Source organism: Specibacter cremeus, assembly GCF_003946885.1.
In the GTDB taxonomy this organism is placed as follows: domain Bacteria; phylum Actinomycetota; class Actinomycetes; order Actinomycetales; family Micrococcaceae; genus Specibacter; species Specibacter cremeus.
Genome location: NZ_RWKQ01000041.1, coordinates 16440 through 41512 on the forward strand (window position 1 = coordinate 16440; position 25073 = coordinate 41512).

General features: G+C 66.4%; 22 protein-coding genes and 3 pseudogenes. 6 read left to right on the top strand and 19 right to left on the bottom strand.

What is annotated here, in order from left to right:
* Window positions 1-5 precede the first annotated feature (5 nt).
* Genes EJC77_RS15120 through EJC77_RS15135 form a run of 4 tightly spaced genes read right to left on the bottom strand, consistent with a single transcriptional unit; the run spans window position 6 to window position 6571 of the window.
* Complete coding sequence (locus EJC77_RS15120) at window positions 6-1190, bottom strand: Wadjet anti-phage system protein JetD domain-containing protein (RefSeq protein WP_125614370.1); 1185 nt, start codon at window positions 1188-1190, stop codon at window positions 6-8.
* Window positions 1180-4557: an ATP-binding protein gene (locus EJC77_RS15125; RefSeq protein ID WP_125614373.1), complete on the bottom strand. Its 3378-nt coding sequence runs from the start codon at window positions 4555-4557 to the stop codon at window positions 1180-1182. Before EJC77_RS15125 ends, EJC77_RS15120 begins: the two co-directional genes overlap by 11 nt.
* Window positions 4554-5132 carry a DUF4194 domain-containing protein gene (locus EJC77_RS15130; protein WP_125614376.1) on the bottom strand — a complete coding sequence of 193 codons (579 nt, stop codon included), beginning with the start codon at window positions 5130-5132 and terminating at the stop codon, window positions 4554-4556. The genes EJC77_RS15125 and EJC77_RS15130 overlap by 4 nt, the downstream gene beginning before the upstream one ends.
* Window positions 5129-6571, bottom strand: coding sequence for a DUF3375 domain-containing protein (locus EJC77_RS15135; RefSeq protein WP_164520446.1), 1443 nt, complete (start codon window positions 6569-6571; stop codon window positions 5129-5131). Before EJC77_RS15135 ends, EJC77_RS15130 begins: the two co-directional genes overlap by 4 nt.
* A 204-nt stretch (window positions 6572-6775) precedes the next feature.
* Between EJC77_RS15135 and EJC77_RS15140 the strand changes: the two genes are divergently transcribed.
* Both EJC77_RS15140 and EJC77_RS15145 read left to right on the top strand, forming a co-directional pair.
* A complete protein-coding gene (locus EJC77_RS15140) occupies window positions 6776-7393 on the top strand; it encodes a nucleotidyltransferase domain-containing protein (protein ID WP_164520447.1) in 618 nt (205 codons plus the stop codon).
* Window positions 7390-7641 (top strand): hypothetical protein, encoded by a 252-nt coding sequence (locus EJC77_RS15145; protein WP_125614385.1) that lies wholly within the window; start codon window positions 7390-7392, stop codon window positions 7639-7641. The genes EJC77_RS15140 and EJC77_RS15145 overlap by 4 nt, the downstream gene beginning before the upstream one ends.
* A gap of 15 nt (window positions 7642-7656) precedes the next feature.
* Here EJC77_RS15145 and EJC77_RS21155 read toward each other — a convergent pair whose 3' ends face one another.
* From EJC77_RS21155 to EJC77_RS15175, 6 genes are all read right to left on the bottom strand, one after another.
* Window positions 7657-7833, bottom strand: coding sequence for an FBP domain-containing protein (locus EJC77_RS21155; protein WP_420820324.1), 177 nt, complete (start codon window positions 7831-7833; stop codon window positions 7657-7659).
* A gap of 132 nt (window positions 7834-7965) precedes the next feature.
* Window positions 7966-8595, bottom strand: coding sequence for an RES family NAD+ phosphorylase (locus EJC77_RS15155; RefSeq protein ID WP_125614391.1), 630 nt, complete (start codon window positions 8593-8595; stop codon window positions 7966-7968).
* A complete protein-coding gene (locus tag EJC77_RS15160; protein WP_125614394.1) occupies window positions 8595-9209 on the bottom strand; it encodes a MerR family transcriptional regulator in 615 nt (204 codons plus the stop codon). Before EJC77_RS15160 ends, EJC77_RS15155 begins: the two co-directional genes overlap by 1 nt.
* 189 nt (window positions 9210-9398) lie before the next feature.
* On the bottom strand, window positions 9399-9857 hold the full coding sequence (locus tag EJC77_RS15165) for an SRPBCC family protein (protein WP_125614397.1): 459 nt from the start codon (window positions 9855-9857) through the stop codon (window positions 9399-9401).
* Window positions 9858-10340: an SRPBCC family protein gene (locus EJC77_RS15170; RefSeq protein WP_125614400.1), complete on the bottom strand. Its 483-nt coding sequence runs from the start codon at window positions 10338-10340 to the stop codon at window positions 9858-9860. It lies immediately after the preceding gene.
* Window positions 10337-10660, bottom strand: a complete 324-nt coding sequence (locus EJC77_RS15175; RefSeq protein ID WP_205787391.1) for an ArsR/SmtB family transcription factor — start codon at window positions 10658-10660, stop codon at window positions 10337-10339. Before EJC77_RS15175 ends, EJC77_RS15170 begins: the two co-directional genes overlap by 4 nt.
* Window positions 10661-10844: 184 nt before the next feature.
* Between EJC77_RS15175 and EJC77_RS15180 the strand changes: the two genes are divergently transcribed.
* The gene (locus EJC77_RS15180) at window positions 10845-12296 is read left to right on the top strand and encodes an IS1380 family transposase (RefSeq protein WP_125614405.1); all 1452 of its coding nucleotides are present in this window, start codon (window positions 10845-10847) and stop codon (window positions 12294-12296) included.
* A 667-nt stretch (window positions 12297-12963) separates the two neighbouring features.
* Here EJC77_RS15180 and EJC77_RS15185 read toward each other — a convergent pair.
* The 6 genes and pseudogenes from EJC77_RS15185 to EJC77_RS15205 form a co-directional block, all read right to left on the bottom strand.
* Window positions 12964-13488, bottom strand: a pseudogene (locus EJC77_RS15185) (type I restriction enzyme endonuclease domain-containing protein); the annotation flags it as partial.
* 398 nt (window positions 13489-13886) lie between these two features.
* Entirely contained in the window at window positions 13887-15215 is a 1329-nt protein-coding gene (locus EJC77_RS15190; protein ID WP_240630280.1) for a Fic family protein, read from the bottom strand.
* Window positions 15216-15342: 127 nt separating this feature from the next.
* Window positions 15343-16494, bottom strand: a complete 1152-nt coding sequence (locus EJC77_RS15195) for a hypothetical protein (protein ID WP_125614407.1) — start codon at window positions 16492-16494, stop codon at window positions 15343-15345.
* A pseudogene (locus EJC77_RS21160) lies at window positions 16491-17200 on the bottom strand (DUF3387 domain-containing protein). The gene EJC77_RS15195 and the pseudogene EJC77_RS21160 overlap by 4 nt, the downstream one beginning before the upstream one ends.
* Complete coding sequence (locus EJC77_RS15200) at window positions 17089-19662, bottom strand: type I restriction endonuclease subunit R (RefSeq protein ID WP_476712884.1); 2574 nt, start codon at window positions 19660-19662, stop codon at window positions 17089-17091. Before EJC77_RS15200 ends, EJC77_RS21160 begins: the two are co-directional and overlap by 112 nt.
* A gap of 73 nt (window positions 19663-19735) precedes the next feature.
* On the bottom strand, window positions 19736-21121 hold the full coding sequence (locus tag EJC77_RS15205; RefSeq protein ID WP_125614409.1) for an APC family permease: 1386 nt from the start codon (window positions 21119-21121) through the stop codon (window positions 19736-19738).
* 55 nt (window positions 21122-21176) lie between these two features.
* Between EJC77_RS15205 and EJC77_RS15210 the strand changes: the two genes are divergently transcribed.
* Entirely contained in the window at window positions 21177-21617 is a 441-nt protein-coding gene (locus EJC77_RS15210; protein WP_125614411.1) for an OsmC family protein, read from the top strand.
* A gap of 43 nt (window positions 21618-21660) precedes the next feature.
* Here EJC77_RS15210 and EJC77_RS15215 read toward each other — a convergent pair whose 3' ends face one another.
* From EJC77_RS15215 to EJC77_RS21380, 3 genes and pseudogenes are all read right to left on the bottom strand, one after another.
* Window positions 21661-22113 carry a hypothetical protein gene (locus tag EJC77_RS15215; RefSeq protein WP_125614413.1) on the bottom strand — a complete coding sequence of 151 codons (453 nt, stop codon included), beginning with the start codon at window positions 22111-22113 and terminating at the stop codon, window positions 21661-21663.
* Window positions 22059-22619, bottom strand: coding sequence for a Fic family protein (locus EJC77_RS15220; protein ID WP_125614415.1), 561 nt, complete (start codon window positions 22617-22619; stop codon window positions 22059-22061). The genes EJC77_RS15215 and EJC77_RS15220 overlap by 55 nt, the downstream gene beginning before the upstream one ends.
* 472 nt (window positions 22620-23091) lie before the next feature.
* Window positions 23092-23205: pseudogene (locus tag EJC77_RS21380) on the bottom strand (ISAzo13-like element transposase-related protein); the annotation flags it as partial.
* Window positions 23206-23278: 73 nt separating this feature from the next.
* Between EJC77_RS21380 and EJC77_RS15230 the strand changes: the two are divergent.
* Both EJC77_RS15230 and EJC77_RS15235 read left to right on the top strand, forming a co-directional pair.
* Window positions 23279-23662, top strand: coding sequence for a hypothetical protein (locus EJC77_RS15230; RefSeq protein WP_125614418.1), 384 nt, complete (start codon window positions 23279-23281; stop codon window positions 23660-23662).
* A gap of 127 nt (window positions 23663-23789) precedes the next feature.
* Entirely contained in the window at window positions 23790-24710 is a 921-nt protein-coding gene (locus EJC77_RS15235; RefSeq protein ID WP_125614420.1) for a hypothetical protein, read from the top strand.
* Window positions 24711-25073: the final 363 nt, after the last annotated feature.

Genomic DNA, 25073 nt, shown 5'->3' on the forward strand with positions numbered 1-25073 from the left:
GCCGGTCACTCGTTGGCCGGGCGGGCCGTGAGCCGCTCCAGCGCATAGTCCCACCGGATGTGCTCCTGTTCCAGGCGCACCCGGTCGCCGTGGACGTTGCCCCGCAAGGCTGTGTACACGTCGAGTTCATCCGCGGTCAGCCGGGTCAACGCGGCGTGCGTCGGGGTGGCCTCCACGCCCCAGAAGTCGCGGTGCGCCATGAGCGTCTCCCCGTCCATCAGGACGCTGCGCACGTGCGGGTGGCCGGCGCGCAGCTGGTCCAGGATGTGAAAGCCGTGCGTGTCGAGGTCGCCCCAGTACAGGACCCCGCACCGCCGCAACCAGTCGGCGGCGCGCAGCGCCTCGAAGCCGTACCCGCCGCCGTACAGCGCGACCGTCCGGGGCAGCGGCGGCAGCGCCAGGAAGTTCACCAGATTCTCGGTGGCGATGACCCGGTCCACGGCCAGGTCCAGCGTCGCGAACGCGTCCGCCGTCACCTCGAGGTCGAGCACGCCCGGGATCGGCGCCAGCGCCGGGTCGAGGACGCGGATGCGCACCCGCTCCGGCACGGCCAAGAAGCCGTGCCGGCGCGCGTAGTTGCCGGCCGGCAGTGCCCGCTCCGGGGCGAGGACGGCCACGAACTCGTCGATCAGCCCGCGGTGGTTTTCCACGAACTTCGTGTGTACGCCCGGCAGCGCCAACTGGCGCAGGTAGATGCCCGGCGTCGGATGGCCCACCATCCAGACGGCCACGCGCGCGGCCGTCGGCGCCGCGGGCCCGTGCTTGAGCAGCGCCAGCGGCTTGCGCTGCGCCCAGCCGGCCAGCTCCGGGTGCACGGCCGCCAGCTCCGCGGCCAGTGCGGTGAACCGGGCCGCCTCGGCGCCCTTGCCGGCGAACGCGATCTCGGCGGCGGCGTCGGCGAACACGGCCGCGCACGGGATCGTGTTCGCCCCGACCGTCGTGGCGCCCAGCGTTATGTGCTCCAACGTGAACCCCTTTCCGGGAACCTGCCATGACGCGGCCCAGGCGCGCGCAACCGCGTAGTCGTCGCGCAGGGCCGTGGCCGTGGGGTGACGCAGCGGACGACGGCGGGGGTACAGCCCGGTGGGCGTGCTCGCCTCACGCAGCAGCTCGCCACGGTTCCACGCCTTCAGCGATGCCTCGCGCAGCCCCGCCGGCGTGGTCCAACCGGCCCGTCCGCTACCGGCCACGGCGCTCCCGCTCGGCCCGGTATTCGTGGATGGTCATGTTGCGCAGCTGCGAGTCGGCGCCGGTCTCGTTGGCGACGAAGCCGACATTGGCCACGAATGGCTCGATCACGTGGATCTTCTGCAGCGGAGTGACGATGAGCAACTGCAGCTTCAACCGGGCGAAGAGCTCGAGCCCGTACCGGGCCGATTCGTCCGAGCCACGCCCGAACGCCTCGTCGATCACCACGAACCGGAAGCTGCGCTGATTGCCGGCCCCGGCCGCGATGCCGAACTGGAAGGCGAGGGCGGCGGCCAGGATGGTGTACGCCAGCTTCTCCTTCTGCCCGCCGGACTTGCCGCCCGAATCGGTGAAGTGCTCGTGTTCCTCGCCGGTCTCGGTCCAGCGTTCGGAGGCGGAGAACGTGAACCAGTTGCGCACGTCCGTGACCTTCTCCGTCCACCGCTCGTCCAGGGCCGTCAGGCCCTCGCGGCCCCGGAAGCGTTCCACGAGCCGCTCGACCTGCAGGAACTTCTGCTCCGAGTACTGCTCCTGGGCGCCGATCGTGCCCTCCGAGCAGCCGCGCAGGTCCACGCCGAACTCGCGCACCTCCGCGTCGGTGGTGGCCTGCGGCTCGAGCTGGATGTGCCGGCCCGGGTTGTACTCGATGCCGGCCAGGGATTCGTTGATCTCCCCGATGCGGGCGACGATGTCCTGCTTGCGGGCGTCGAGGAACGCGTTGAACGCCACGATCTCGTGGATGGTGTTCTGCGTCAGCGATTGCTTGAACCGTTCGTCGAAGCGGGGCAGGTCGTTGTCCACCAGCTGTTGCAGGATCGCCGTGAACTCGCCGGCCGCCTCCAGCGAGGCGTCCAGGTCGGTCGTCTCGGCCGGGTACTTGTTGCGGAAGTCGGCCATGAGCCGGACGGTCGTCTCGGCCGCGCGGCTGACCTGCTTGGCGAGCGCGTCGATGGCGTCCGTCAGCTTCGTGCGGACCCGGCTTTCGACCTTCGCCGTGTTCTTGTAGGTGAGCGTGCCCGACTCCAGTGCCGCCTCGGCGAGCGCGGCCAACTGCGCCACCATGACGTCGTCGTGCTTCAACGGCGTTTCGGCCAGCGACTGGCGGCAGTCGGCGATCTGCTCCGTGATGGCCTTGATCTCCGCGTCGTTGGCGCCGATGCGCCGGTCCAGGTCCGTGCGCTTGTCCTCGGTCCGCGAGAGCCGGGCGGCGGTGGCGGCCTCGCGGGCGGTGAGGTCGCGCAACAGGTCGCTGGAGGACTCCAGGGTGGCCTTCTCCTCGGCCAGCTCGGTCATGGTGCGGGCCGTGGCGCGCCAGTTCACCCCGGCGAAGTCGGCCACGGCGGCGATGGTGCCGATGAGGCGCTGTGAACGGCCCAGCTCGCCCAGTTGCGCGTCGATGCGGGCCAGCCCGTCGGCGGCGGTGCGGGCGTGGCCCTCGGCCTCCTCCAGCGCGGCGCGCAGGCGGGCGATCTTGTCGTGGTTGTCCCAGCCGAGGACGAAGGTGGAGCGGTCGGTGAGCGCCTTGCGGTCGTCCTTCTCGTGCCGGCCGCCGCCGCTCTTCAGCTGGCCGTTGATGGTCAGGGCCTTGGGATGGCGGCGGAACTCGGCCATGTCGGCGCAACAGTGGTGGTCGAAGCGCCGGCCCAGCTCGTCGAGCAGGAATTCGCGCAGCGGCGTGCCGGGCTTGATGGCGATCTTCGAAGCCAGCGTGTCTGCGGCGGCCGGGCGTGCGGCCGGCGTGTCGGCGACCTTGAGGTAGACGAGCCGGGCGCGCAGGTTGTTGGCGTCCACCCAGTCGCTGACGGCCGGGTAGTGCTCGGTCGTGACGAGCAGGGACTGGGCGAAGCCGTGCAGCGTCCGCTCCGCCGCGCCCTCCCACGCCGCCTCGGATTCGCGCACGCGCAGCAGTTCGCCGGCGAACGGCAGGTCGGCCTCGGCGATGCCCGTCCCGGCGCACAGCCGCTGGCGCAGCGCTATCAACCAGGACGGCAGCAGGTTGGCCCGGTTGAGCAGGCTCTTGAGTTCGTCCTTGTGCTCGGCGGCCTGCTCGGCCGCCTCCGAGCGCTGCCGGTCCAGGGCCGTGCGTTGGCCCTGGAGCTCGGTGTTGTCGGCCGCCAGCTGCGCCTCGACGCCGGGCAGGGCGGCGGCGTTGGCGTCGAACACCACCTGGTCCTCAGGGGCGAACAGACCCAATGCCGTGGCCGCCTCCGTGTAGCTGGCGTAGCGTTCGCGCTGCGCGCCGGATTCAAGCGCCATGCGGGCCAGGTCGGCCTCGATGGCGGCGATCCGGCCCCCGCCGCTGTTGCGGATGTCATCGCGCAGATCGGCCAGTTCACGACCCAGCCGGCCGGCCTCGGCGGCCAGCGTGGACTGCTCGCCGGCAATGCGAACGGCCGTGCGCCCCAGCTCGGCCAGGTGCGCCTCGCTCAGCGCCAGCTTCCGGGTGGTGAACCACGGGGCCAGCTGCTCGCGCTGGCTGTGGGCGCTCTCGTAGTCGGCGGTCAGGGCGTGGTGGCGGGCGGCGTTGTCGCGGATGGGTTCGAGCATCCGGATCTGGTCCTTGGCCCGCAGCACGGCGTCGTGGGCCTGCTTCAGGTCGTCGAAGTGGTGGAGCAGGTTCTTGATGCGCGTGGCGACGTCGTCCTCCTCCAACATGTTGGTGCGCACGAAGTGGGTGATGTTCTCCACCTGCTTCATGGACACCGTGCGGTGGAACAGGTCCATGGCCTGGGCCGAGCCGATGCCGAAGTGGCGCTTGAACGCGGCCGCGTACTTGTCGAACACGTCGTAGACGCTCACGCCGGGGGAGGCGCGCAGGCGCCGCTTGAGCTTCACCAGGTCCGTGCCGAAGTCGGAGAAGTCGGCCTTGATCGACTGCTCGCCCTCGGCGATCGAGTAGAACCGGGTCGGTTGGCCGGCCTCCTGCGTGGCCCACAGCGTGATGGCCAGGGAGACCGACTTGCCCAGCGCGGCGTTGTGGAACACGCCCAGCACGACGGTGAACGTGCCGGGGCCGCGCAGCGCGACGGGCCGGGACGTGTCGCCGATGCCGCTGCGCGCGCTCTTGTGAAAGCCGCGCACGTACGACATGAGGCTGCGTTCCTTCTTCTGCGCGCCGGCGGCCTTGTTGTACTCAATCCGGTTGGCCGGCAGCAGCAGCGTGGTGACGGCGTCGACGACGGTCGACTTGCCGGAGCCGATGTCGCCGGTGAGCAGGCTGTTCGCCCCGTCGAGCCGGAACGTGCGCACCTGCTTGTCGAACGTGCCCCAGTTGAGCAGCTCCAAACGGTGCAGCCGAAAGCCCGGCGGTGTGCCGGCGTCGTTCTCGGTGATGTCCTCCAGACTGAACAGGCCTGCCTGCGTGGTCATGACTTCTCCCCTCCAAGGGCGGTGCGGTAGTCGGCGAGCCGGGCGTCGAACTCCTCCAGCCACTGGGCGTCGACGTAGGCCTTGAGGATGCGGGCCACCTCATACGTGGCCTCGGTGCCGCGCAGCTTGCGCAGGAACCCCAGCTCGGTGACCTTCTTGATGTTGGCGGCCAGCTGGTCCAGGATGCGGGCCTCGTTGCTGGATTCGGGCAGGAAGACGGAGACCATGTCGCCGATCTCCTCGGCCGTCATGATGAGCCGGGTCTCGCTGTTCTGCTGGTCGAACTCGGCCAGCCGGGCGCGCAGCAGGGCCAGCAGAAGGCTGACGTGGAAGGTCAGCTGGCGGCGGGGGATGAGCCGGGGCAGGTCCGGATCGGCATCCGGGCGCGAGCGCAGGAACGCATAGCCCTCGGTGTCGTCGAGCACGAGCTCCAGGCCGAGCACGGCGACGTGATCGCGCGCCTGGGCGGACAGCTCGGTGAGCGACTGCCACAATTTCTCGTCGCCTTCGCGGTACACGACGCCCTTGAACAGCTTGGTGACGACGAGGGGGAGGGCGGATTCGGTGGTGGTCATGAGGGCCTCACGAAGATGATTTGGTCGACGGTCGCCTCGCGCAGGCTGCCGTCCGGCAGGGTCCAGGACAGGGTTTGGGACTTCGAATCGTCGATGGCGGCCCACGTGGATTCGGTGGCCAGCTGGAAGTATGTGACGATCTCGGCCAGGCCCTGGCTGAGCGGGAACGCGTCCGTGACGTCGGCCAGCGTGGCCTGTTCGGCATCGGCCAGCACGGCGTCGATGTTGGTCTCGAGCCTGCGCGCGTCCACGTGGAATTGGTCGAAGAGCGCCTCGGCGTCGACGTCGAGGTCCTCGGCGACGTCGACGGCGTCGTCGATGGCGACCTGGCGGCTCGGCTCGTAGAGCGGGCGTTCGAACGGCAAGGCGACGGGGACGTCCTGCCCGTCGAGCACGGCGAACGGGCCGCTCGGCGGGGCGTCCCGAACGGCGAGCGCACCGGACTCGATGCTGCGGATGAGCTGCATGATGCGCTTGTTCTCGAGGAAAACCTTGTCGTCGAGCAGGCGGCGGATCTGCGCCGACAGGGCGCGCACGGTGGCCTGGGTCTGCTCGACGGCCGGCAGCCAGTCCTTCTGTATCGACGTGATGGACTGCAGGCCCTCCTGCTGCGCGAGCGCCTCGATGCGCGTGGCCCGCTCCAGCAGGTCGTGCAGCTCGGAGCGCAGCTGCGGCGACATCAGGTAGTCCCAGAAGCCCTGGAACGTGCGGCCCTGCAGGGAGCCGCTGATGTCCTGCTGCGAGGAGAAGATGGACTCGAGCAGGTCGCCCTGGCTGCCCTCCCACATGGAGATCTGTTCGCGCAGGTTGCGGTCCAGCTTCCGGAAGTTCGCCTCGACCTCGCGGAAGTCGGCGAGCAGGTCCTTGGCCTGGCCGGTCAGCTGGTGGAAGTGGTCCACGGCCTCGGGCGCGCCCATGACGGGGATCTCGCCGGAGCGGATGCGCTCCATCTGCGCGTCGATGTCATCGCGCTGGCGTTGCAGTTCGGCCAGCCGGGCTTCCGGATCCGTTTCGGAGCCGTGGACCAGGGCCTTCAGGAGGTTGAAGATGCTGGACAGGCGCGACTGGGTGGGCACGAAGTCCCGGCCGCGCAGCGACTCGACCCAGCGGATGACGTCCTCGGTGGCGGCGGTGAGGTCGTAGACGGGCTCGTCCCGGCCGTCCACGTAGAACTTGCGCAGCCACGCCTTGTCCGGCTCGGCCCAGTCGTCCAGGTACTCGCCGGCGGAGCGCGGGAACCGGTCCTCGCCGAGGGAGTCGCGCAGCGCGAACAGGACGTCGTCCAACGCGTCGATGAGGTCCTGCCGGCCGAGGTTGCGCTCGTTGCGGTCGGTGAACGCGGTCATGAAGAATGCCAGCGCCAGCGGCGCGTGCTGGGCGCGCAACAGCGACCAGCCCGCGTGCGTCTCACGCAGGGCGTTGATTGCGAAGTAGTCCATGGTCCTCCTGACTGCTGTGACCATGCTACGTGGGGTCACCGACACGGCGCGTACGACGGCGGCACCCGGGTGCGCTGGCCGGCTCACCTTCGGTGCCGCCGTCGCGCCCGCGGCAGCCAATGAGGACGTCGCACGGTGCTGAACGGCTCCATATGAACCAGGATGTGTTCATATGAGCTATATTTGGGTCAAAGGAGGTGCGGCATGGACCTGTCCCATCCCGCCGACGATCTCGTGGGCCGGAACACTTCCAGGGTGCTGCAACGGCTGGCCATGGTCCCCGACGGGCTGACTGGACGACGGCTGAGCGAGCTTTCCGGTGTGCCGCTTGGGAGCACCCAGCGCGTCCTCGCCCGCCTCGAAACGGTCGGACTTGCCGCCGTCCGGCGCGCAGGGCGAGCCAACCTCTATTCGTTGAATCGAGACCACGTTCTCTGGCCGGGTTTTGAACGGATGTTGGCGGCACCGGTGCTCGTGGAGCACCTCATCGGGGACACCGTCCGGCAGTTCGCGGGCGAAACGACGGCGGCGGCCGTCTATGGTTCGTTCGCGCGCGGGGAAGCCGTGCCGGACAGCGATCTCGATGTCCTTCTCGTCTGGGGCGACGCCGTTGACGAACGCGCCCAAGAACAAACACTGAGCGCATTGCATGACCGGGTGGGCGCCGCCACGGGGAACAACGTCGAGATCGTCGACCTGTCGCTTGTCGGCCTCAATCGCCTTGTCCGGGCCGACGACCCGCTCGTGGCGTCATGGCGGCGCGAGGCGCGCACCGTTTCGGCCGGACCGGACATTCGGGCACTGATCAGGAGTGTAGCGTGACCGCCCGGCTGGTGCGTATGTCGAAGCTCGAGGTGGCCGCGGGGGAGAGTCATGCAGAAGCAATTGTACTTCTGCGCAGATGCGGTCCGGAAGGTGCCAGTGCCGTGGCGCAATTGAAGCGTCTGCTCGATGCGAAGACGACGACCCAATACAGCGCCATTTTGATCGGCGAGGGAAAAGCCGCTCAACTTCTTATTGTCGCGAGGAGGCTCGTCGAGGAGATGGATTCCCGGCTGCGTAAGGCCTGAGCACACTCGATCGGCTCAGCCGCGCACGTTGGCCGAGCAGTGGAATTTGGCGCAAATGAGCGTGCCGAGGGTGCTGCCGGTGCGGCCGGACCGGCCGGCCCGCTTGGTCACCCACAGGTACACGTCCGCCTCGGAGTCGACGGCGCGGCACGGTCGCGCATCAACCCCGTCACCGGCCCGCAGATGCTGCACCCGATGTTCCACCACTGGCTGTAGCAGGGCCGCCTGTCGCTGCAGGCAATGAACGACGTCGATGCAAACGGTCCTGCTGCGCGGTCACGGTGCCGCTGTGCGAGGCCGCATGCGGGATCTGATCACCGTCGGTCAAAGGACAACGTTGCTCCCGAAGCGGATGCTGCGGGCCGCCGCGGCAATGTCGGCGATGATGGCCGGCGAGTTCAGCGGCACCGACATTTCCGGGGCGGACGGGAACGCCGCCGCGGTCCAAAGTGAGACGACGTCGTGGCCGCCAAGGACCGCCGAGGGGGCGACGAGTCCGTCGAGGTCGGGCAACGCCCCGTGAATGGCTCGGGCCCAGGCATTCGTGCGTGCCTTTTCCTTGAAAATGATCTGTGCTGATCCACCCGCACGCAGCAGCCATTCCCCGGTGAGGTCGGCCAGCACCAGGTCCCGCGCCAACCGGAAGCCCGTAACGTATGGTGCGCCGGCGTCAACGTCAACGAAGCGCGTCAGCTGGAACACCTCGGCCAGGCACGTGAGAACGTCCCGGCCGACATACGCGGAGCCCAACGGGGCGTAGTCGGCGGGTGGGAGCGGGTGCGGCTCCCACCGTGAGCTGGCCACCGGGCCCCACGTTCGGAGCTGGTTCCAGGGCAGCACAAATGCCGATGTGGTGTTGTGAATGCGCCACATCACGGTACCTTGCGGCAACGCAACCGTTGCGGCGCCCACGTCGTTCAACTCGTCGAGGCCGGGCGGGTACTGGTCTGCCATCAGTACCCGGCGGCCAGGTCGGCGGCAATCTCAACGACGGTCGACGCGTCACCGCCCGCCTCCAGCCACTCCTTGGCCGACGCGGGTTGCCCGTCAATCACGAGGTCCGGCTGCGGAGTCAGGAAGAACCCCGAAATGGTCTGGGGGTGGGCATGGGCCGGTAGGACGTTCAAGACTGCGGAAAGGGAGGGGATGACTTGCCTTGATTCCTTCCCGAATTGCCATATCGGGAAATGGAGTCGGCCGCGGCGCTCATAGGAGTAGAGCTTGCCGGAGGCCTTGTAGTGGCGAACCGTCGAAGCCGAGAGGCCCAAGAGTTGGGCGACGTCGCCGGCACTGAGGGCTGAAGCATCCATAACCACGGAACTAACGGCGTTGTGCGCGGTCGCACCGGCCACCTGGCCGGCGTGGCGCACAATGCCGGAGTGCTCCGCCCAAAACTTGGCGTCACCAGCCGACAGTTGAACGGTATCTGGCTCCCTGACCTGCTCCTCAAGGGCGGAGGCCAGCTCGGCTTCCGTGAACGATGGTCTCCGGGCGCTGATCCAATCACCGACCGAGTCGAAGACGATCGTTTTCCGCTTCTGGGCCATCTGCCGTTCCTTGAGGTTCACAGTGTTCGATCCTTCCTTCCCACAGTCTATGCCAGTGTGGTGAACTGTGGCCACGAGTCGCGAAGCAGCCCCCGCCCCGAACGATCGTGCAGCCGTGTCTCGATGGGGTGGACGAGGCATCGGCCAATGCCTGCAAGTCATCGGCATGTAGCGCGCTCTCTTTCAGCACCCATGGCTCCACCACCTGAGTCAGTGTGTCGCGGCGTCACCGTGACGTTCGAGGCGCTGCTTTAAGGCCGCAAGGTTGGTAGGCATTTCCTTTCGGGCATCACGGCGGACGACCCATGGGATAAGGAGGGTTCCGATGCCATGGCCTTCGAAATCCACGGCGATGGTCAGCCGGGATCGATTGGCTGTGATGGGCTCGACGGTGATGTCGACAAGGGCCCGAATGGGTCCATCGATGCCGCGCACGCCCCACGTCCTGGGTGGATCAATATGCACGACTTCGGACGTGCTCGGGCGGTTGGCGAAGCCGATGCGCCGAGTGGTCAGGCAGTGCGTCCCCACGCTGGGGTTGCCCGGTTCGATCATGTGACCGCTGACAACACCGGTCTGCCATTCCGAGAATCGAGTCGGGTCGGTGGCGTAGGCGAACACGTCTGTTGCCGACCTGTTGACCTCCGTGGTAGTCGTGATCGGCGGCATTTAGCTGCCCTCACTGATCAGGGCGGCGTACCGGGCAAGGTACAGCGGCCATCCGGCGTCGTCCGCGACACCATCGCTGACGGCTTGCCAGCCCGGTCCGTGCCGGTCGATGTGGCGGTGCTCCAATTCGACCCGTGTGCGCTGCGGGGTTTCGGCGACGAACCGCACCTCAACCTCGCTCGTGTTCTCCGGGTCGCTCTCGAGCTGCCATTGCGGACCGATGTCCCAGCTGAACACGACACGGTCGGGTGGCTCGTAGGCCAGTACCCGGGCCCATCGGCACTCGCTGCCATCGAGGCCGCGGTCATAGATGTGACCGCCGACCCTGGGCTCGAACACGGTTTCGGCGATGGGAGCGTCGAGCAAGTTGTGCTCGGCCGGCTTGAAATCACCGAATCGCTCGGTGAACACTGTGAAGGCGCGCTCGATCGGCGCCTCGACGACGATCTCCCGGCGAACCACCGCGGTCGCTGTCTCGGTCATGTTCTCTCCTCAACTGGTTGTTCGACGACACCCTTGTATGCGGTCAGTGCTCGGTTCCAGAACGTGTCGAGTTGATCGCGCAGCGCGCCCACCCCGGCCGGGTTGAGCCGGTAGATCCGACGAGTGCCGGCCGCGTGCTCGATGACAAGGCCGGCGTCCTTGAGGACTTTCAGGTGCTGGGATACGGCAGGCCGGCTCACGGGTAGCTGGGCGGCGAGCTCGCCGACGGCCCGCGGGCGCTCGGCCAAGCACTCGATGATGGCGCGTCTGGTGCGATCGCCGAGGGCTTCCCACCCATCATCAACTTGGTAAGTGTCCACGAACGGTAAGCTACTCCTTACCATCGGCACACGTCAAGTAGGCCGGACAAAATGGCGCCTCTGACCCTGATCCGCGAGTAGTGGTTGGTCCCGCGCGGCGCGTTTAAACGAACAAGTGCCTTCTCGCTTGGGAAAATGGGGATTGCGACACCTACATTGACCATGCGGGAAGGACACCTGTTCGGTGGCAAGTCTACGGGGCACGAGGCGGGGCACCAAGCAGGACAAACGCAAGGCGCGGGTCCGGGCGCGGCGGGTGCGCCTCGGGGCGCCGGATGCGCGGTTGACGCCGGCGGCCGGGGTCGAGGCGATCCGGGAGGTCGACCGGGTGCTCGGGGTGGCCGCCGCCCTGGATGCCGGGATCGGGCCGGTGAAGGAGCGCGACCGGGGGTTGAGCGGCGGGCAGCTGGTGCTGGCGGTGGCCTCGGCCCAGCTGGCCGGGCAGGATTTCCTGGTCGGGTTGGACCGGCGCCGGGCCGATACGGCCGGTCAGGAACTTGAGCCGGTCCCGACCCCGGCGTCGACGACGGCGGCCGGGATCGCCAAACGCTTCACCAGCGAGCATCTGCGTGGCATTGAGACCGCGATCGGGCAGATCAACACGACCATGGTGGCGTTGCTGCCGGAAGTGCGCCGGGCGACGTTGTTGAAGGTCGCCACCATCGACGGGGACGCCACCGACATCGAGGTCTACGGCCGGACCAAGGAGAAGGCGGCGCACGCCTACACCGGGGCGTTGACGCTGCGGGCACACGTCGGGTTCTGGGCCGAGGCGTCGGTTCCGGTGGCCGCGGAGTTGATGGGCGGCACCGAGGACCCGCGCAGCAACGCCGTGGACCTGCTGGACCGGTCGGTCGCGGCCCTGCCCACCGGCGTCCAGAAGATCCGGTGCCGGTGGGATGGGGGCTATTTCGCCGCGGAGCTGGCCGCCGCCTGCGTTCAGCGTGGGATCGAGTTCGCGATTGGGGTCAAGCGCAATGCCACGGTCATGGCCGCCGTGGCCGGCCTTGGCCGCTACCCCTGGACCCCGGCGGTCGGCATGGAGGACACCGAGGTCGCGATCATCGAGTATCTGCCCGGGCCGTGGCCGAAGGAGGCGAACATTTCCTGCATCGCCCGGCGCACCCGCATCCCGGTGGAGAAGATCCCCACCGCCCGGGCCCGCAAACGCCGCACCATCCCCAAGGACCAGCTCGCCCTGGCGTTGGAGGGCCGCATCGATGAGGTCTACGGGTACTCGTTCATCCTCACCAACCTCGACGTCTCCGACGAGGAGAAGCTCGCGCAGGTCGAGTTCTGGTACCGGCACCGCACCGACATCGAGGAGCTGAACCGCAACGCCAAGCACGGCACCGCGCTGCGCCACCTGCCCTCGGCCAGCCACGCCGTGAACAGTGTCTGGATGTGGGCGGCCCTGCTCGGCTGCGCGATCGCCGCCTGGATCCAGGAAATCACCGGCCTCGGCCACGGCAACGGCCGCGGACGCAGGAGCGTCGCCCGCCTGCGCCGCGAACTCATCATGATCCCGGCCCGGCTCAGCCGCCGCGCCGGTGAGATCCTGCTGCGAATGCCCCCGGGGCCCAACCTACTGGCCACCGTCCTGCCACGGCTCCAACAACTCCCCAGCCCCGGCTGAGACCAGCCCACGCCCACCCGCCCGCACGAGAAAGCCCACCCGAGACCCCGGAATCTCCGTCCACCCGACACGAGAGCCGGGACACCGTCACGCCCACACACCAAAGTTCAACCAAATCCGCGCCGCCGCAGCGAATCCCGCCTCAAAGACCGCCTACTCGCGGATCCGGGTCTGACATCACAACGGGTCGAGTCGGCTTGGAGCGCGACAGCCCACTCGGTCTCGCGAGCGGTGCGTGGCGGCGCCCGGACTACGCCACAACCCGATGATTCAGACGTCATACGGGGAACGGGAAACGCTACAACTGGCACGCTGTCAAGCCGCGCGCAGGTCCGGAGCTTGGTGCCCGCAAGCCGGTCGGCGGCCGGGCCACCGGCGCATGGACTCGAGTCCGCGATGGATCGGCGCGACCTCGTCCCAATGGGCTCATCGCCAAGGCTGCGCGCGGACTTGGCGAGCCGTCCCGTGGACTCTCATGGCCGTTGCTGATGGATGACACCGGGACCGGAGCGGCCGGTGGCCCATGAGATTCGACACCGATCGCCGGCCTGCGTCACTCCGCGGTTGTGCACGACGTCGACCCGGGCAGCCTGAGGGAGAACGCCGATCCATCCACTGTTGGTGGCGAACCAGGTCATTGCTGCAATCAGCAGATGGGCCGGCTGCGTCACCCCCGCTCCTGCGCGTACCTTGGCGCCATCGACTCCATCTGCTCCATCACGAGCTTGATCGCGGTCGGCTGCCTGTCCGGCGGGTAGCCGNAGGACCGGAGCTTGGCCTTCACGTCCTCGCGCACGGTCCAGTCGGTGCGCACGTCGCGGCGCATCACCGCCACCAGCTGCCGGGCGATCTCGGCCAGCACGCCNCCTCCACGGCGGATTCGTTCTGCGCCACGGCGTCGTAAAACGCCAGCTCGTCGGCGTTCAGCGGGGGAGTGAACCGTTGCCCGCGGGTCCCCTCCTCGGCCACCTCCCTGGCCAGCTCCACCAGCTCGGCAATGACCTCGGCAGACGTCAACTGCTGGTTCGTGTACCTCTTNACCGACCGGGATCGGTTCCCTGCGGGACTGGCGTTCATCCGCGTCCAGCTTGGCCATCCATACCCGGATCTCCTCGTACACGGCGATCTCCGGCCGCAACCCGGCCAGCGCCTCCGTGCCGGAGCACAGCGCCCACGCCCGGGCNGCACCGCCGTCCTGGGCTGCCATCGGATCGGTCCTTCCTCGGAGCAGTCCCTGTGACGAAGAAACCATCGGGAGGGTCTGACGTTTTGGGTCGAAGTCGAGGCTCGTCGAAACGCCGGTGGTCGAGTTCGCCGAGACCCCCGTGGTCGAGCTTGTCAGACCCGCGGTATGATTTCGACGGGCTCAATCACCGAAGCGGTGGTCGAGCTTGTCAGTGACACCGACGGAACCGCTGGCACGAGGACTGTGGCGTCCGTTCGGTCAATTGTGCAAGCAACGCCTTCACAATGTGGCTGGAGCAGCAGCGCCGCCCGCCGGAATGGCAGGCCATCGGCAGGATGGATCCGGCCTCCGTGGCGATACGTCAGGATCGAACTCCCAACAGCTTTGGGAGTTGGGAGTTGGATCTAGATGCCGAGGTTCTTGGTCAAGCTTGGACTCACCCGCCAGAGGTTGGCCCGTCCGGCCTTGAGGCGCACGACGTGTCCAAGCTCGGTGAGCTCATTGAGATCGTTCCTGGCCGTTTGATCACCGACACGGTATCTGCGCGCGTACGCCGGGACCGTGAGGTTGTGCGAGGTGTCACGCGCCAGCCACTCCAGGGCGTCTATTTGCCGGTGGTTCAAGTCGACGCCATCGGAACGCAACGCGACGCGCACGGACTGGAGCTCTTGAGTCTTGGCAGCGAGGAACTTGTCCAACTCGTTCAAGGCGCGAATGAACACCTCAAGCTGATAGTGGATGAAGTATGTGAGGTCGCCCTCGTCGTCCTCGGTGAACAGGTATGTCATCGCATACTTGGAGGGCGCGTTCTTGAGGATTTTGGAAATCGTCACATATTCGCTGAGCCAGTACCCCTCGTGAAGCATGCTCCAGTAGAAGAGGGCACGGGCTGTGCGGCCGTTGCCGTCGGCGAAGTAGTGATCATAACCGAACATGAAGTGAATGACGATGGCGCGGACGACCGGCGGAAGATATCCGCTTTCCCCGGAATCGCCGTTGGCAAAATGGCACAATTCCTCGAGTCGTTCGGGCAACTCCTCCGCAGGAGGGGGCATGTGAACTCGGACGTCTTGATCCCATACGGAAACTCTTTGGTGGTCGGGGGTTTCCAGGCGTCCCGCATCCCGCGGATCGTCAAGTGTGCCTTCGACCAGTATTCTGTGCAGCTCGAGAACCCGTTCCGGCGTGAGGGGATCCTGAGCCCTGTCCTTGATGTGTTGCATGGCCACGTAGTTATTCAGGATCATGGTTTCCGATTTGTCGGACGGTTCCCGACCGGATTCCAGCATTTCCTTGGCGACGCGCCGGGAGGTTGATGCTCCCTCAAGCTGGCTGGAGGTGATCGCTTCTTCCACAAGGGACTTCACTATGTATTGGTTTCGTCCCCGTGTCGTCAGGACACGCTCGGCCGCTCCAACCTGACCGCTCGCCCGGCTCGTTATCTCGTCGCAGGCCTTCAGGATCTTGTCGGTGAGGACGTACGAGAACTTGTGGCCCGCCTTGTCTCGCAAGCCAACGAAGCGTCGCTGCTGGTGTCGGCGCGACTTCAGCGCCAGCCACCAATCTTCCTGGCTCCATCCTTTGGGCGGCTCACGGTACCGGAGCTGGTCCCAATGCAGGTAGGCGTCATCGTCCAGCGGCGTTCGCAGTACACGGACCAGATCGTCGGTGCCCCGGGCGGCGAGCTCGCCGAACGCCGCTTCGTAGTCCGGTGCAGGCATCGGCAATTTCACGGTGACTCCCAACGAACTCCCAATGCAGTTGGGAGTTGGGAGTTAGCCTAGCACTCTGCGGCGACACCGGTTCACTAAACTCCCAGCAAACTCCCAAGGATTTTTGGAGCTGGGAGCTGGGTGCCGATCATGTGATGCGTACGCCCGAGAGCTCCTGTAATTCGGCGCCATATTGGCCCCATAGGACCGGACAGCGATCGCGGATCATCTTGAACCCGGACTCTATGGCCTTGTCGTCTTTCCCCCAAACGATCTCGCCATCGCTGACCAGTGACTGTAGCAGGGCGGGGAGACCTTGGATGCACCTCATTTCGAGGTGATCGTCACTCCGGCAGGCGATGCCGACCACCTCGATCAACCACGAAGGACAGGCCGTCCACGTGTCGGTGGCCCCTTCTTGTGACCAACTGGCATACGAGTTGAAGGTGCCTCGGTGAATGAGGTCGGCCAATGCCTGCAAGACATCGGCATGAATCGCTGCTCTGTCGGGTGCCGCAACTGGCGGGTTCCGAGCGAATAGTCCGTTCTCGGCAGGTACAGCTGAGTCGTCTGTGTCCGCTTCATCGATGATTGCCAAGAATACGCCGCAAAGAATATTGAATTTCGATCCACCGGAAGTATCGTTGGGCATGTCTTGGGTGCGGTAGAGAAGTGGGGCGACCATTGGCCAGGCGCCACGCGTTATGAGGTTGCGTACCCAGGAATGACTCACGGTGGTGCGAGAAATGTTGTCGGTGGCAAGAAATTTCGCGAACCTGTTCGCAAATTTGGAATGATCTCGTTGAGTAAATTTCTCTGAGGTCACGCAATCGATGATGAAGTCTCGCAGGTCGGGGTATTCTTCATAGTCCGATTGATTACCGTATCGATCGCCAAGCGTCGTGATGATCTGGTCGATGACAGGAAGCATAAAATAAATTTCGCCTGAACTCGGAAATGGTTCGCCGATATTTGAGTGAAGCGCCTGTGCCAACGGCAATTCGTCAACCGTTCCCTTGAATGTGTCCATATCGCGCTTGAGCAACTCCAGATGCAACCCAGGTTTGACGGTGGGCAGCAGACGGATCATTTCATCCCTGCGGGCAGACTTCGCTATTTTCTCCTGGCTGTCCTGCAATGCCTTGATGGCCTCTTGCTGCTGCGTCGACTTCTTCGCCAGTTTTCTTCCCAACAAATAAACCGCCACTGGAACTGAAACGGTGGCAACTACGCCAATCCATCCACTGTTGGTGGCGAACCAGGTCATTGCTGCAATCAGCAGATGGGCCGGCTGCGTCACCCCCGCGCCTGCGCGTACCTTGGCGCCATCGACTCCATCTGCTCCATCACGAGCTTGATCGCGGTCGGCTGCCTGTCCGGCGGGTAGCCGNGCCTCTTGATCGAGGACCGGAGCTTGGCCTTGACGTCCTCGCGCACGGTCCAGTCGGTGCGCACGTCGCGGCGCATCACCGCCACCAGCTGCCGGGCGATCTCGGCCAGCACGCCNTTTCCACGGCGGATTCGTTCTGCGCCACGGCGTCATAGAAGGCCAGCTCGTCGGCGTTCAGCGGGGGAGTGAACCGTTGCCCGCGGGTTCCCTCCTCGGCCACCTCCCTGGCCAGCTCCACCAGCTCGGCAATGACCTCGGCAGACGTCAACTGCTGGTTCGTGTACCTCTTNTCCGAGAACGCCCGCGCGCGGAGGGGATTGTTCGCCGTCGTCCGCGCCGACTCGTCCGCGATCAGCTTCCGCAGCGCCTCGATGGCCAGTTGCGGGTTGCGGGCCTTCTGTGTCCTGGCGATGAACTCCGGCGTCAGGTCACCCAACGACGGCTTTGGCATGCCGGCCGCGTCGTAGATGTCCAGGACCTCGCCGGTGGCGGTCGCCTCGGCGATCAGCTGCCCCAGCATGCGTTGGATCTCCTCGGGGATCGGCTCCCCGCGGGACTGGCGTTCATCCGCGTCCAGCTTGGCCATCCAGACCCGGATCTCCTCGTACACGGCGATCTCCGGCCGCAACCCGGCCAGCGCCTCCGTGCCGGAGCACAGCGCCCACGCCCGGGCNCAGGCGGGAGGAATCGCGACGGTACTTGGCAGCGAGAGTCTCCNTCACCGCCGTCGTCCGCGCCTGAACCGACGCGATTGCCCGGCGTCAGCGGGTCCCGCAGGTAGTTCACGGCGCCCCACGTTGCGTTCAGGAAGGCGCGCGGCCCGCCCTGCAGGAGCGCGGCCCGCCAGTCGTGTCCGGCGAGCAGCTCCCGCAGACGGTCGACGAGCTCGTGGACCAAAGAAACGGCCTCGTCGATGCTGCGGCCCACCGGCTTCGTCGCCCGGTCGGTGTCGGAGTACTCGGCCAGCGCGCTGGCCAGGTTCTCCGCCAGCGGCGCGTACGCGACCAGCAGCCCGTCCTCCTTGCCGCGGAACGTGCGGTTCACCCTGGCCAGGGTCTGCATGAGCAGCGCGCCCTTGAGCGGCCGGTCCAGGTAGAGGGTGTGCAGCGGCGGGGAGTCGTAGCCGGTGAGCATCATGTCCTTGACGATCACCAGCTCCAGCTCGTCGTCCACGTCCTTCAGCCGCTCCTTGATCACGGCGTTGGCCGAGTCGCGGCGCACGTGCTCGGAGACCGGCGGCTGGTCCGAGGCCGTGCCGGAGTACACCACCTTGATCCTGCCGCGGTCCAGCTCGTCGGCGTGCCAGTCCGGCCGCAGCGCCACGATGGCGGCGTACAGGTTTGCGCAGATCTCCCGTGTCCCGCCCACGATCATGGCCTTGCCCGGTGCGCCGATGAACGCGGCCATCCGCTTGCCGCGGTTCTCCCAGTGCGCCACCAGGTCCTCGGCCAGCGCGGCGATGCGCTCCGGCGCGCCATAGACGGCATTGACGACGGCGACGCTCGCCTCGATGCGCGCCCGCTCCGTCTCGTCCAGACCCAGGGTGGCCTCGTCCGCGGACTCGTCGAGCGTCTCCTCCGAGATGCCCGCGGCCAGGCCGACCCTGATCAGGCGCGGCTCGAAGTACACGGGGACCGTGGCCCCGTCCTCCACCGCGCGGGAGAGGTCGTAGATGTCGATGTAGTCGCCGAACACGTCCCGGGTGTTGCGCTCGGCGAAGGAGATGGGCGTGCCGGTGAACGCGATCAGCGTGGCGTTCGGCAGGGCGTCGCGCAGGTGCCGGGCGTACCCGTCCAGGTCGTCGTAGTGGCTGCGGTGCGCCTCGTCGACCACCACGATGATGTTGCGCCGGTCGGACAGCAGCGGGTGATCGAACCCGGCGTCCTTCTCGTCCTTGCTGCGGCCGAACTTCTGCAGCGTGGTGAAGTAGATGCCGCCGGTGACCCGGTTCGTCAGCTCCTCGCGCAGCTGCGACCGGCGCCGGATCTGCGCCGGCGCCTCGGGCAGCAGCAGGCTGTGGGCGAACGACCCGTACAGCTGGCCGTCCAGTTCGTTGCGGTCCGTGATGACCACCACGGTGGGGTTGCGCAGCTCGGCCCGGCGCATCACCTGGTTCGCGTACAGCTCCATTTCCATGGACTTGCCCGAACCCTGCGTGTGCCAGACGACGCCGGCCTTGCCGTTGGAGCGCACCGCCTGGATGGTGCTGCCCACGGCCTTGGTCACCGCGAAGTACTGGTGCGGTTTGGCGATGCGCTTGGCCAGCCCGTCCGCACCCTCGTCGAACGCGGTGAAGGAGGCCAGCAGTTGCAGGAACCGTTCCTGGTTGTACAGCCCGTCGAGGGCCACATCCAGGGCGGTGAGGGCCTCGCCGTCCACCGTCGCGCCCGGCGGGACCGGCACGCCGTCGTCGTCCACGTTCCACGGGGAGAAGTGGTTCAGCGGCGTGAACGGCGTGCCGTATTTGGCGGTGATGCCGTCGGAGGCGAGCGTGAACACGCAGAAGCGGAACGCCAGGGGGAATTCGCGCAGGTACGTCTGCAGCTGGGCGTGTGCGGCGGCGACGTCGGCCGCCTCGCTGCCGGCCTTCTTCAGCTCGACGATGCTCACGGGCATGCCGTTGAGGTAGAGCACGACGTCGAAGCGCCGGGTGTGCTCCCGGCTCACCACGGTCACCTGGTTGACGGCGAGCCAGTCGTTGTCGCTGGGCTCCGCGCTGACGAGCCGCAGGGTGGGGTTGTTCTCGGTGCCGTCGGCGTCGATGAAGCTCAGCCGGTAGCCGTCCACCAGGTAGGTGTGGATGCGGTGGTTCTCGGCGAGCGCATCGTTGGAGGCGGGCGTGGCGATCTCCGCGACGGCCTGGCGCAGGTACTGTTCGGGGACCGTGGGGTTGAACCGGCGCATGGCGTCGAGCAGACGACGGCGGATCAACAGTTCCGCCCACGACTCGCGTTCGTCGGTGCCCGGGGCGATCGCCTCGCCGTGCCTGGGCTGCCAGCCCAGCGGCTCGGCCAGTTGGTCCAAGGCGAGGCCCTCCCAGGCGGCCTCGGAAAAACCGGTGGTCATGGTCACTGTCATTCTCCCCGCGAGACCGTCGTTGTCAGTCTTGACGCTATCAGCAGGGGGCTTCCCTCGGTGGCTGTGCGGGCTGTTATGCGGGGTTATCAGCCCCGGTGGTCGAGCTTGTCGAGGCCCGCCGCCGGTACACGATGGCGGCCACCACCAGCCCCAGCACAAACCAGGCCAGCCCCACCGCCAGGGCAAGAGGCGTGGCGGAGGCCAGTACCAGTACCAGCAGGACCGCCCCGACGGCGGGGACGGCGCCGTGGAGGAACCAGTTTCCGGGCTCGGGGGCCAACTTCTTGACCAGGAAGTAGCCGATCACCGACACATGGAGCAGGATGAACGCCGTCAGGGCCCCGACGTTGACCGCCGAGCTGAGGATGTCCAAGCCGTCGCCACGGGTGGCCGCCCACAGGGCCACCACGATGTTCCCGGCCGCGGTGACCAGGATGCTGCGCACGGGGACTCCGGTGCGCACGGAGACCCGGGCCAGCGCGCGGGGCAGGCGCCGTTCGCGGGCCATGTCCATGATGATGCGGCTGCCGGCACCTTGGCCCACCATGGCGGCGAAGGCGGCGCCGGCGGCCTTGGACAGTGCCAGCAGCCAATGCAGCCAGGGGCCGATGCTGTTCCCGACGGCGGTGTAGTAGGCGGCGCCTTGGAGTCCGGGATTGGCGGCAAGCTGCGCGGGGGTGGTGGGGGAGAGCAGGGCTCCGACGTAACTTTGCGCAACGAACAGGACGCCGGCAATGACCAGGCACAGGATCGTCGCCCGGCCGACCAACCGGACGCTGCCCTTGGCCTCCTCCGCGAAGGTGGCCAGCGCGTCGAACCCCAGGAATGACAGGACGGCGACGGACACCGCCGCCATCACGGCCAAGGGCGAGAAGCCGCCGACCCCGGTGAAGGGGCTCAGCCACGGCCGCGTGGGCCCGTGCACCGCCAGGACATAGGCGCCGCAGGCCAGCACCACCAGCAGGACCAGCACCTCCAACAGGACGACGGCGGTGATCACCTTGGACGCGAGCCGCACGCCGGCAACGTTGAGGGCTGTTGTGGCCACGACCGCGACGGCCACGAAGGCCCAGATGGGGACGGCGGGGAACAGGGAGTTCAGTGCGATCCCCGTGAACATGTACGCCACGGACGGAATGAGCAGGTAGTCGAGCAGGATCATCCAGCCGGAGACGTATCCGGCTCGTGGGCCGATGCCCGTGCCCGCGTAGGCAAAGACCGAACCTGCCCGCGGCACCTCCCGGGACATGCGCATGTAGCTGACGGCGGTGAAGGCCATGACGAGGGTGGCGACCACGTAGACAGCGGCCACCGCACCCGACGACTTGGCATCCAGCGTGCCGAAGATCCCCACCGCCGCGGCGGGCCCTATGAAAACGAGCCCGAAGAAAATGAGCTGGCCCAGCGACATGCTGCGCCGCAGCGATCCCACGGCCGGGACAGATGCCTGTACGTCCATGGGGAACATTCTGCCGCACTCCCGGCCCGCCCGCCTGCTGGTGCATGATGGGCACATGAGCGAAAACGATGACCCCGCGCTGCGTTCCGTCGAGCTGACCCGCACGGCCACAGCCCGCTACACGGTGCGCAACGCCGCGGGCGCAGAAATCGAGTTTGGGCACGGCGAAGGGCTACTGGGCCCCGTCGAGCTGCTGCTGGCAGCCATCGCCGGCTGCTCGGCGATCGACGTCGACACGGTGACGGCCCGCAGCTGCGAGCCCACCCGGTTCCGGATCGATGCCAGCGGGCACAAGGTGGTCGAGGACGGCGCCAACCGCATGGACGGGTTGCACCTGTCCTTCAACGTCGCCTTTCCCGACACAGAGGACGGGCGAAAGGCAGCCGGCATGGTGGACCGCCTCGCAGCGCTCTCGCATGACAAATACTGCACGGTGTCACGGACAGTGGAGCGCGGCACGGCCGTCTCGCGCGAGGTCAACGTCGCCGTCGAGTAAACGGCAGGCTGGACTTGTCCGCGCATGGTGCGCTGGTCAGGGACTATGCGGTCCGTCGGCGTCCGGTGGATTGGGCAAAGTTGATTGGGGTAAAGGCGTCCAGCAGGTCCAATACGTCCGGGCCCTCCAGAAGCGGCCGCGTTTGAACTTCTCCACGCCGACCACTGTGCCGGCTTCTTCCAGGGCGCCCATGGCTCGGATGGCGCGCCGGTAATCGAACCCGAGTTTTTTCCAGCACGTCGCGGTTGACGACGGGTCGTTTGACGAGCAGGTCGATGGCCGGCCATACGGCCGAATCCGCACGCGCTGTGATCTTGTCTCGCCAACTCGACCGTAGTCGGCGGAAGTCTTCGGCCAGGGCTGTGCCGTTGTGAACGGCGCGGAGCGCAGCCTCGGAGCACAGGCGAATGACGCCATCCGGTTCGCCTGCGCGGTACGCCGTCAAGGCTTCGTGGTAGGCGTTGATATTGGCCAGCAACCCGGCAGAGAGCGGCACCGCGTGTGCCTGGTGATTTCGCGGTGCTTGAGCGTGGCTTGCAGCGGGGCGCGTCCAGTGCGCCCGCTCCCGTCGGTGAAGGGATGGATGGTCTCGAGTTGGGCATGGGCGATGGATGCTTGGATCATCGGCTCGATGTCGCCGCGGCGGATGTATTCGACCAAGTCGCCAACGAGTGCGGGAACGCGGCTGTGATGTGGTGGAACAAACGTTGCCCCCAAGGGACTGACGCTGCCCGTGCCGATCCACACCTGCTCCCGCCGCCAGGAGCCGACGACCTGCGTGGCCGTCTCGAACTCGCCCAACAGCGCCAAGTGCATGTCAAGGATCCGTTCGGCGCTCAGCTCGTCGGCCGCGGCCAACGCCGCTTCCATTGCCCTCACGTTGCGCACGACTATGGTGGCGTTCAGTCGATCGGTGACGCCCAGCTCGGCTTCTCCGAGGCTTCTGGCACTGACTGTCAGATTCTCGAGCTGGGATGAGGCTGACGATTCGCGGCGCAGCATGATGGCTGAAAACGGTTGGAGGGCGTCGCCGTAGGTGTGAACGGCGGGTGCGGACTCTCCCGGACGACATACTCGTAGTTCGCTTTGGGCCACGCGGTGGCCGGCAAGCTGAGGCGAGATTTCGCATGCTGTTTGTCGCCGTGCCGTCCACGAGGCTGGTGCGGCTCATCCACGTTTCCCCGAAAGGTCAGTCCTCGCCCAGAAGAGTGACAGAACATGCTCTTCTGTCACTCTTTCTTCGTCTCCCTGACACTTGGGCGCGTTGCATACGGTCCGTTGCACCCGCCACGTTTGCCGGTCTCGCGGCGCTTGACTGTCACGGCTGCGAAATCGACGGCGTATCGGTCCGTGGTCATCTTGCTGGGCAAGGACGACGACGGCCCTCGCGTACCAGGGGCAGGGGCCAGGAGCGCTGTGCTTCTCCACGGGGTCGATCCGGTGCCGTTAGGGCTTGCCAGTAAATAACACGCGGCTATTCCGGTTGGTCGGTCCGGAGGGTGTGGTTCCAGTCGCCGTGGAAGTCGTGGCGGGTGAGGGGCAGGGCCGCCATGTCGGTGTCGGGGATCCGGATGCCGGTGGGGTAGGTAAATGACAAGCTAAGTTCGTGGCAGGCAGGCAAGGCGGTGGCAGAACAGTGGATTNGGGAGGAGTGGCATATCGTGAGCATTTCCATCGACGTCGGAGCCGCACACAGTGGAACAGCGCGCTTGGGGATTCGCGAGATCGTGCGGCAACTCAACGGCGCCCTGGGGGCGACGCTGGTCGCGGCACTGGCCGGAAGCAAGGACCCGAAGATCAGCTACCGGTGGGCGCGAGCCAATGGGACCATGCCCCGCCCCGAGGCGCAGGCCCGGCTCCAGCTCGCACACCGCGCATGGACGGCCGTTTCAAGTGTCGAGGGAGAACATGTTGCCAGGCTGTGGTTTGTCGGTGCCAACCCGTGGCTGGGTGAGGTCTCTCCCATCGAAGCGATCAAGGAAATGCGGGCCAAGGCCGTGATGGATGCGGCCGTCGCCATGACCGAGGACCGGTTTGCCGGGTGACGAACGTCTGCACCAGAACGGGGCTTGCCTACGTGGACGTCTGGTGGTGGGCCACAAAGGTACGACGTCAAGGCACGGGTGCTGTGTTTCGCGCGCCGGGGCTGGGCGACTGCGTAGGCTCCTTTGTATGAACGTCGAAGATGCAGTAGTCGCAAGTGAATTTGTTGACCATCTGTCCGAGGGGCGGAGAATGGCTGATCGCCTGGGTCTCGCCGGAAGAGACTTCGTATTTGCCGCATCTCTGGGTCTTGACGAACACGGGCACGGACAGGTTCTCATTGTCGGCGGAGATCGGGTCCTGCTGGCCCCTGTGGATGGGAGCAGCGGCGCGCTTGAATTTCCCCGCGCCGTGCTCCGTTCCGTGGAAGTCGATGCCGGGCGAGGCTTGCTGCTGCGCGCGCCGGGGCAGCGGTGGATGCATGGTCTGTCCGACACGGACGCGGCCTTTCTTCAAGAATTATTCATCGAAACGCCCCTGATTCCGCCGCGTGGACGGGATGGACGCAGCTGCATTCCCGAACAAGGCTGGCATCATGAGCAGTTGGCCCGACTTGTAGGGATGACCGTGATGCAAGCTGCAGAAGCTGAACACGTCCTCGGGTTGGTTGCCGCCTACGGAAAGAAGGAAATGGTGTTCGACCGTGGCGCATTCGGCGTTTCAGGAAACCAACTTGCCGATGGCCTTGACTTGATCGGAAAACGCAGTAGGGTCGTCGCGGATATGGCTGAGCGGTATCGCGCGTGGGCGGATCGGCGGAACCAACTCGTTCATTCCATTCGCCCTATGGAGGATGGCCGCCCGGGTCCGAAGACTCATCGTCCGGTCTTGTTGAAGAAAAGCGCTTCAAAACAGCCTCAATACGCCATCGAGACGCAGGATCTCCCCGACATCGTTGACATGTGGTATGCATTCTATTCGCTGTATCACGATGCCTGGCGCGCCTTTCTGAGTCTTATATCGGGCATGGATGCGGAGGGATTACCCCCATCGAACAGTGCCTCAGGCAGCGCTCGCATGCCAGCCCATCCGAATCCCGGTGGCCACTGATTGGTCCGCGAGGTAGTAGCTCCTTCTCAGCGAAACGCCATCTTCGACCGGCGCGCTCCGGTAACGGCGACGAATTCGAACTACGACACACGGCGAAGGTCCGTAAATTCTGTGAAGAAGAGGTTCGCCGTCTCGTCGGTGTGCCGAATGAGCTGGCGCGTCGCCGTGGTCCCTTGGACGGTATCTCCGGCATGACCATAAAGAATCCGTCGTCTTGAAAATGGGACGAAATTGGCCCAAATTCGTGACGTTTGATCTATTCTTGGGTTATAGGGATGCCCATGGAGGGTTATTCAGAACGTCCAGAATCGAGATCAAGAATCGGTGGGTCTGAGTGCGGAATGGCGGCTTTCCTGGGATAAT

Bases quoted from the DNA above. Each gene is read 5' to 3' on its own strand.
- EJC77_RS15135 (WP_164520446.1), bottom strand. From the start codon at position 6,571: ATGGACTACTTCGCAATCAACGCCCTGCGTGAGACGCACGCGGGCTGG.
- EJC77_RS15205 (WP_125614409.1), bottom strand. From the start codon at position 21,121: ATGGACGTACAGGCATCTGTCCCGGCCGTGGGATCGCTGCGGCGCAGC.
- EJC77_RS15140 (WP_164520447.1), top strand. From the start codon at position 6,776: ATGGACCTGTCCCATCCCGCCGACGATCTCGTGGGCCGGAACACTTCC.
- EJC77_RS15165 (WP_125614397.1), bottom strand. From the start codon at position 9,857: ATGCCGCCGATCACGACTACCACGGAGGTCAACAGGTCGGCAACAGAC.
- EJC77_RS15170 (WP_125614400.1), bottom strand. From the start codon at position 10,340: ATGACCGAGACAGCGACCGCGGTGGTTCGCCGGGAGATCGTCGTCGAG.
- EJC77_RS15210 (WP_125614411.1), top strand. From the start codon at position 21,177: ATGAGCGAAAACGATGACCCCGCGCTGCGTTCCGTCGAGCTGACCCGC.
- EJC77_RS15155 (WP_125614391.1), bottom strand. From the start codon at position 8,595: ATGGCAGACCAGTACCCGCCCGGCCTCGACGAGTTGAACGACGTGGGC.
- EJC77_RS15220 (WP_125614415.1), bottom strand. From the start codon at position 22,619: ATGCTGCGCCGCGAATCGTCAGCCTCATCCCAGCTCGAGAATCTGACA.
- EJC77_RS15125 (WP_125614373.1), bottom strand. From the start codon at position 4,557: ATGACCACGCAGGCAGGCCTGTTCAGTCTGGAGGACATCACCGAGAAC.
- EJC77_RS15130 (WP_125614376.1), bottom strand. From the start codon at position 5,132: ATGACCACCACCGAATCCGCCCTCCCCCTCGTCGTCACCAAGCTGTTC.
- EJC77_RS15235 (WP_125614420.1), top strand. From the start codon at position 23,790: ATGAACGTCGAAGATGCAGTAGTCGCAAGTGAATTTGTTGACCATCTG.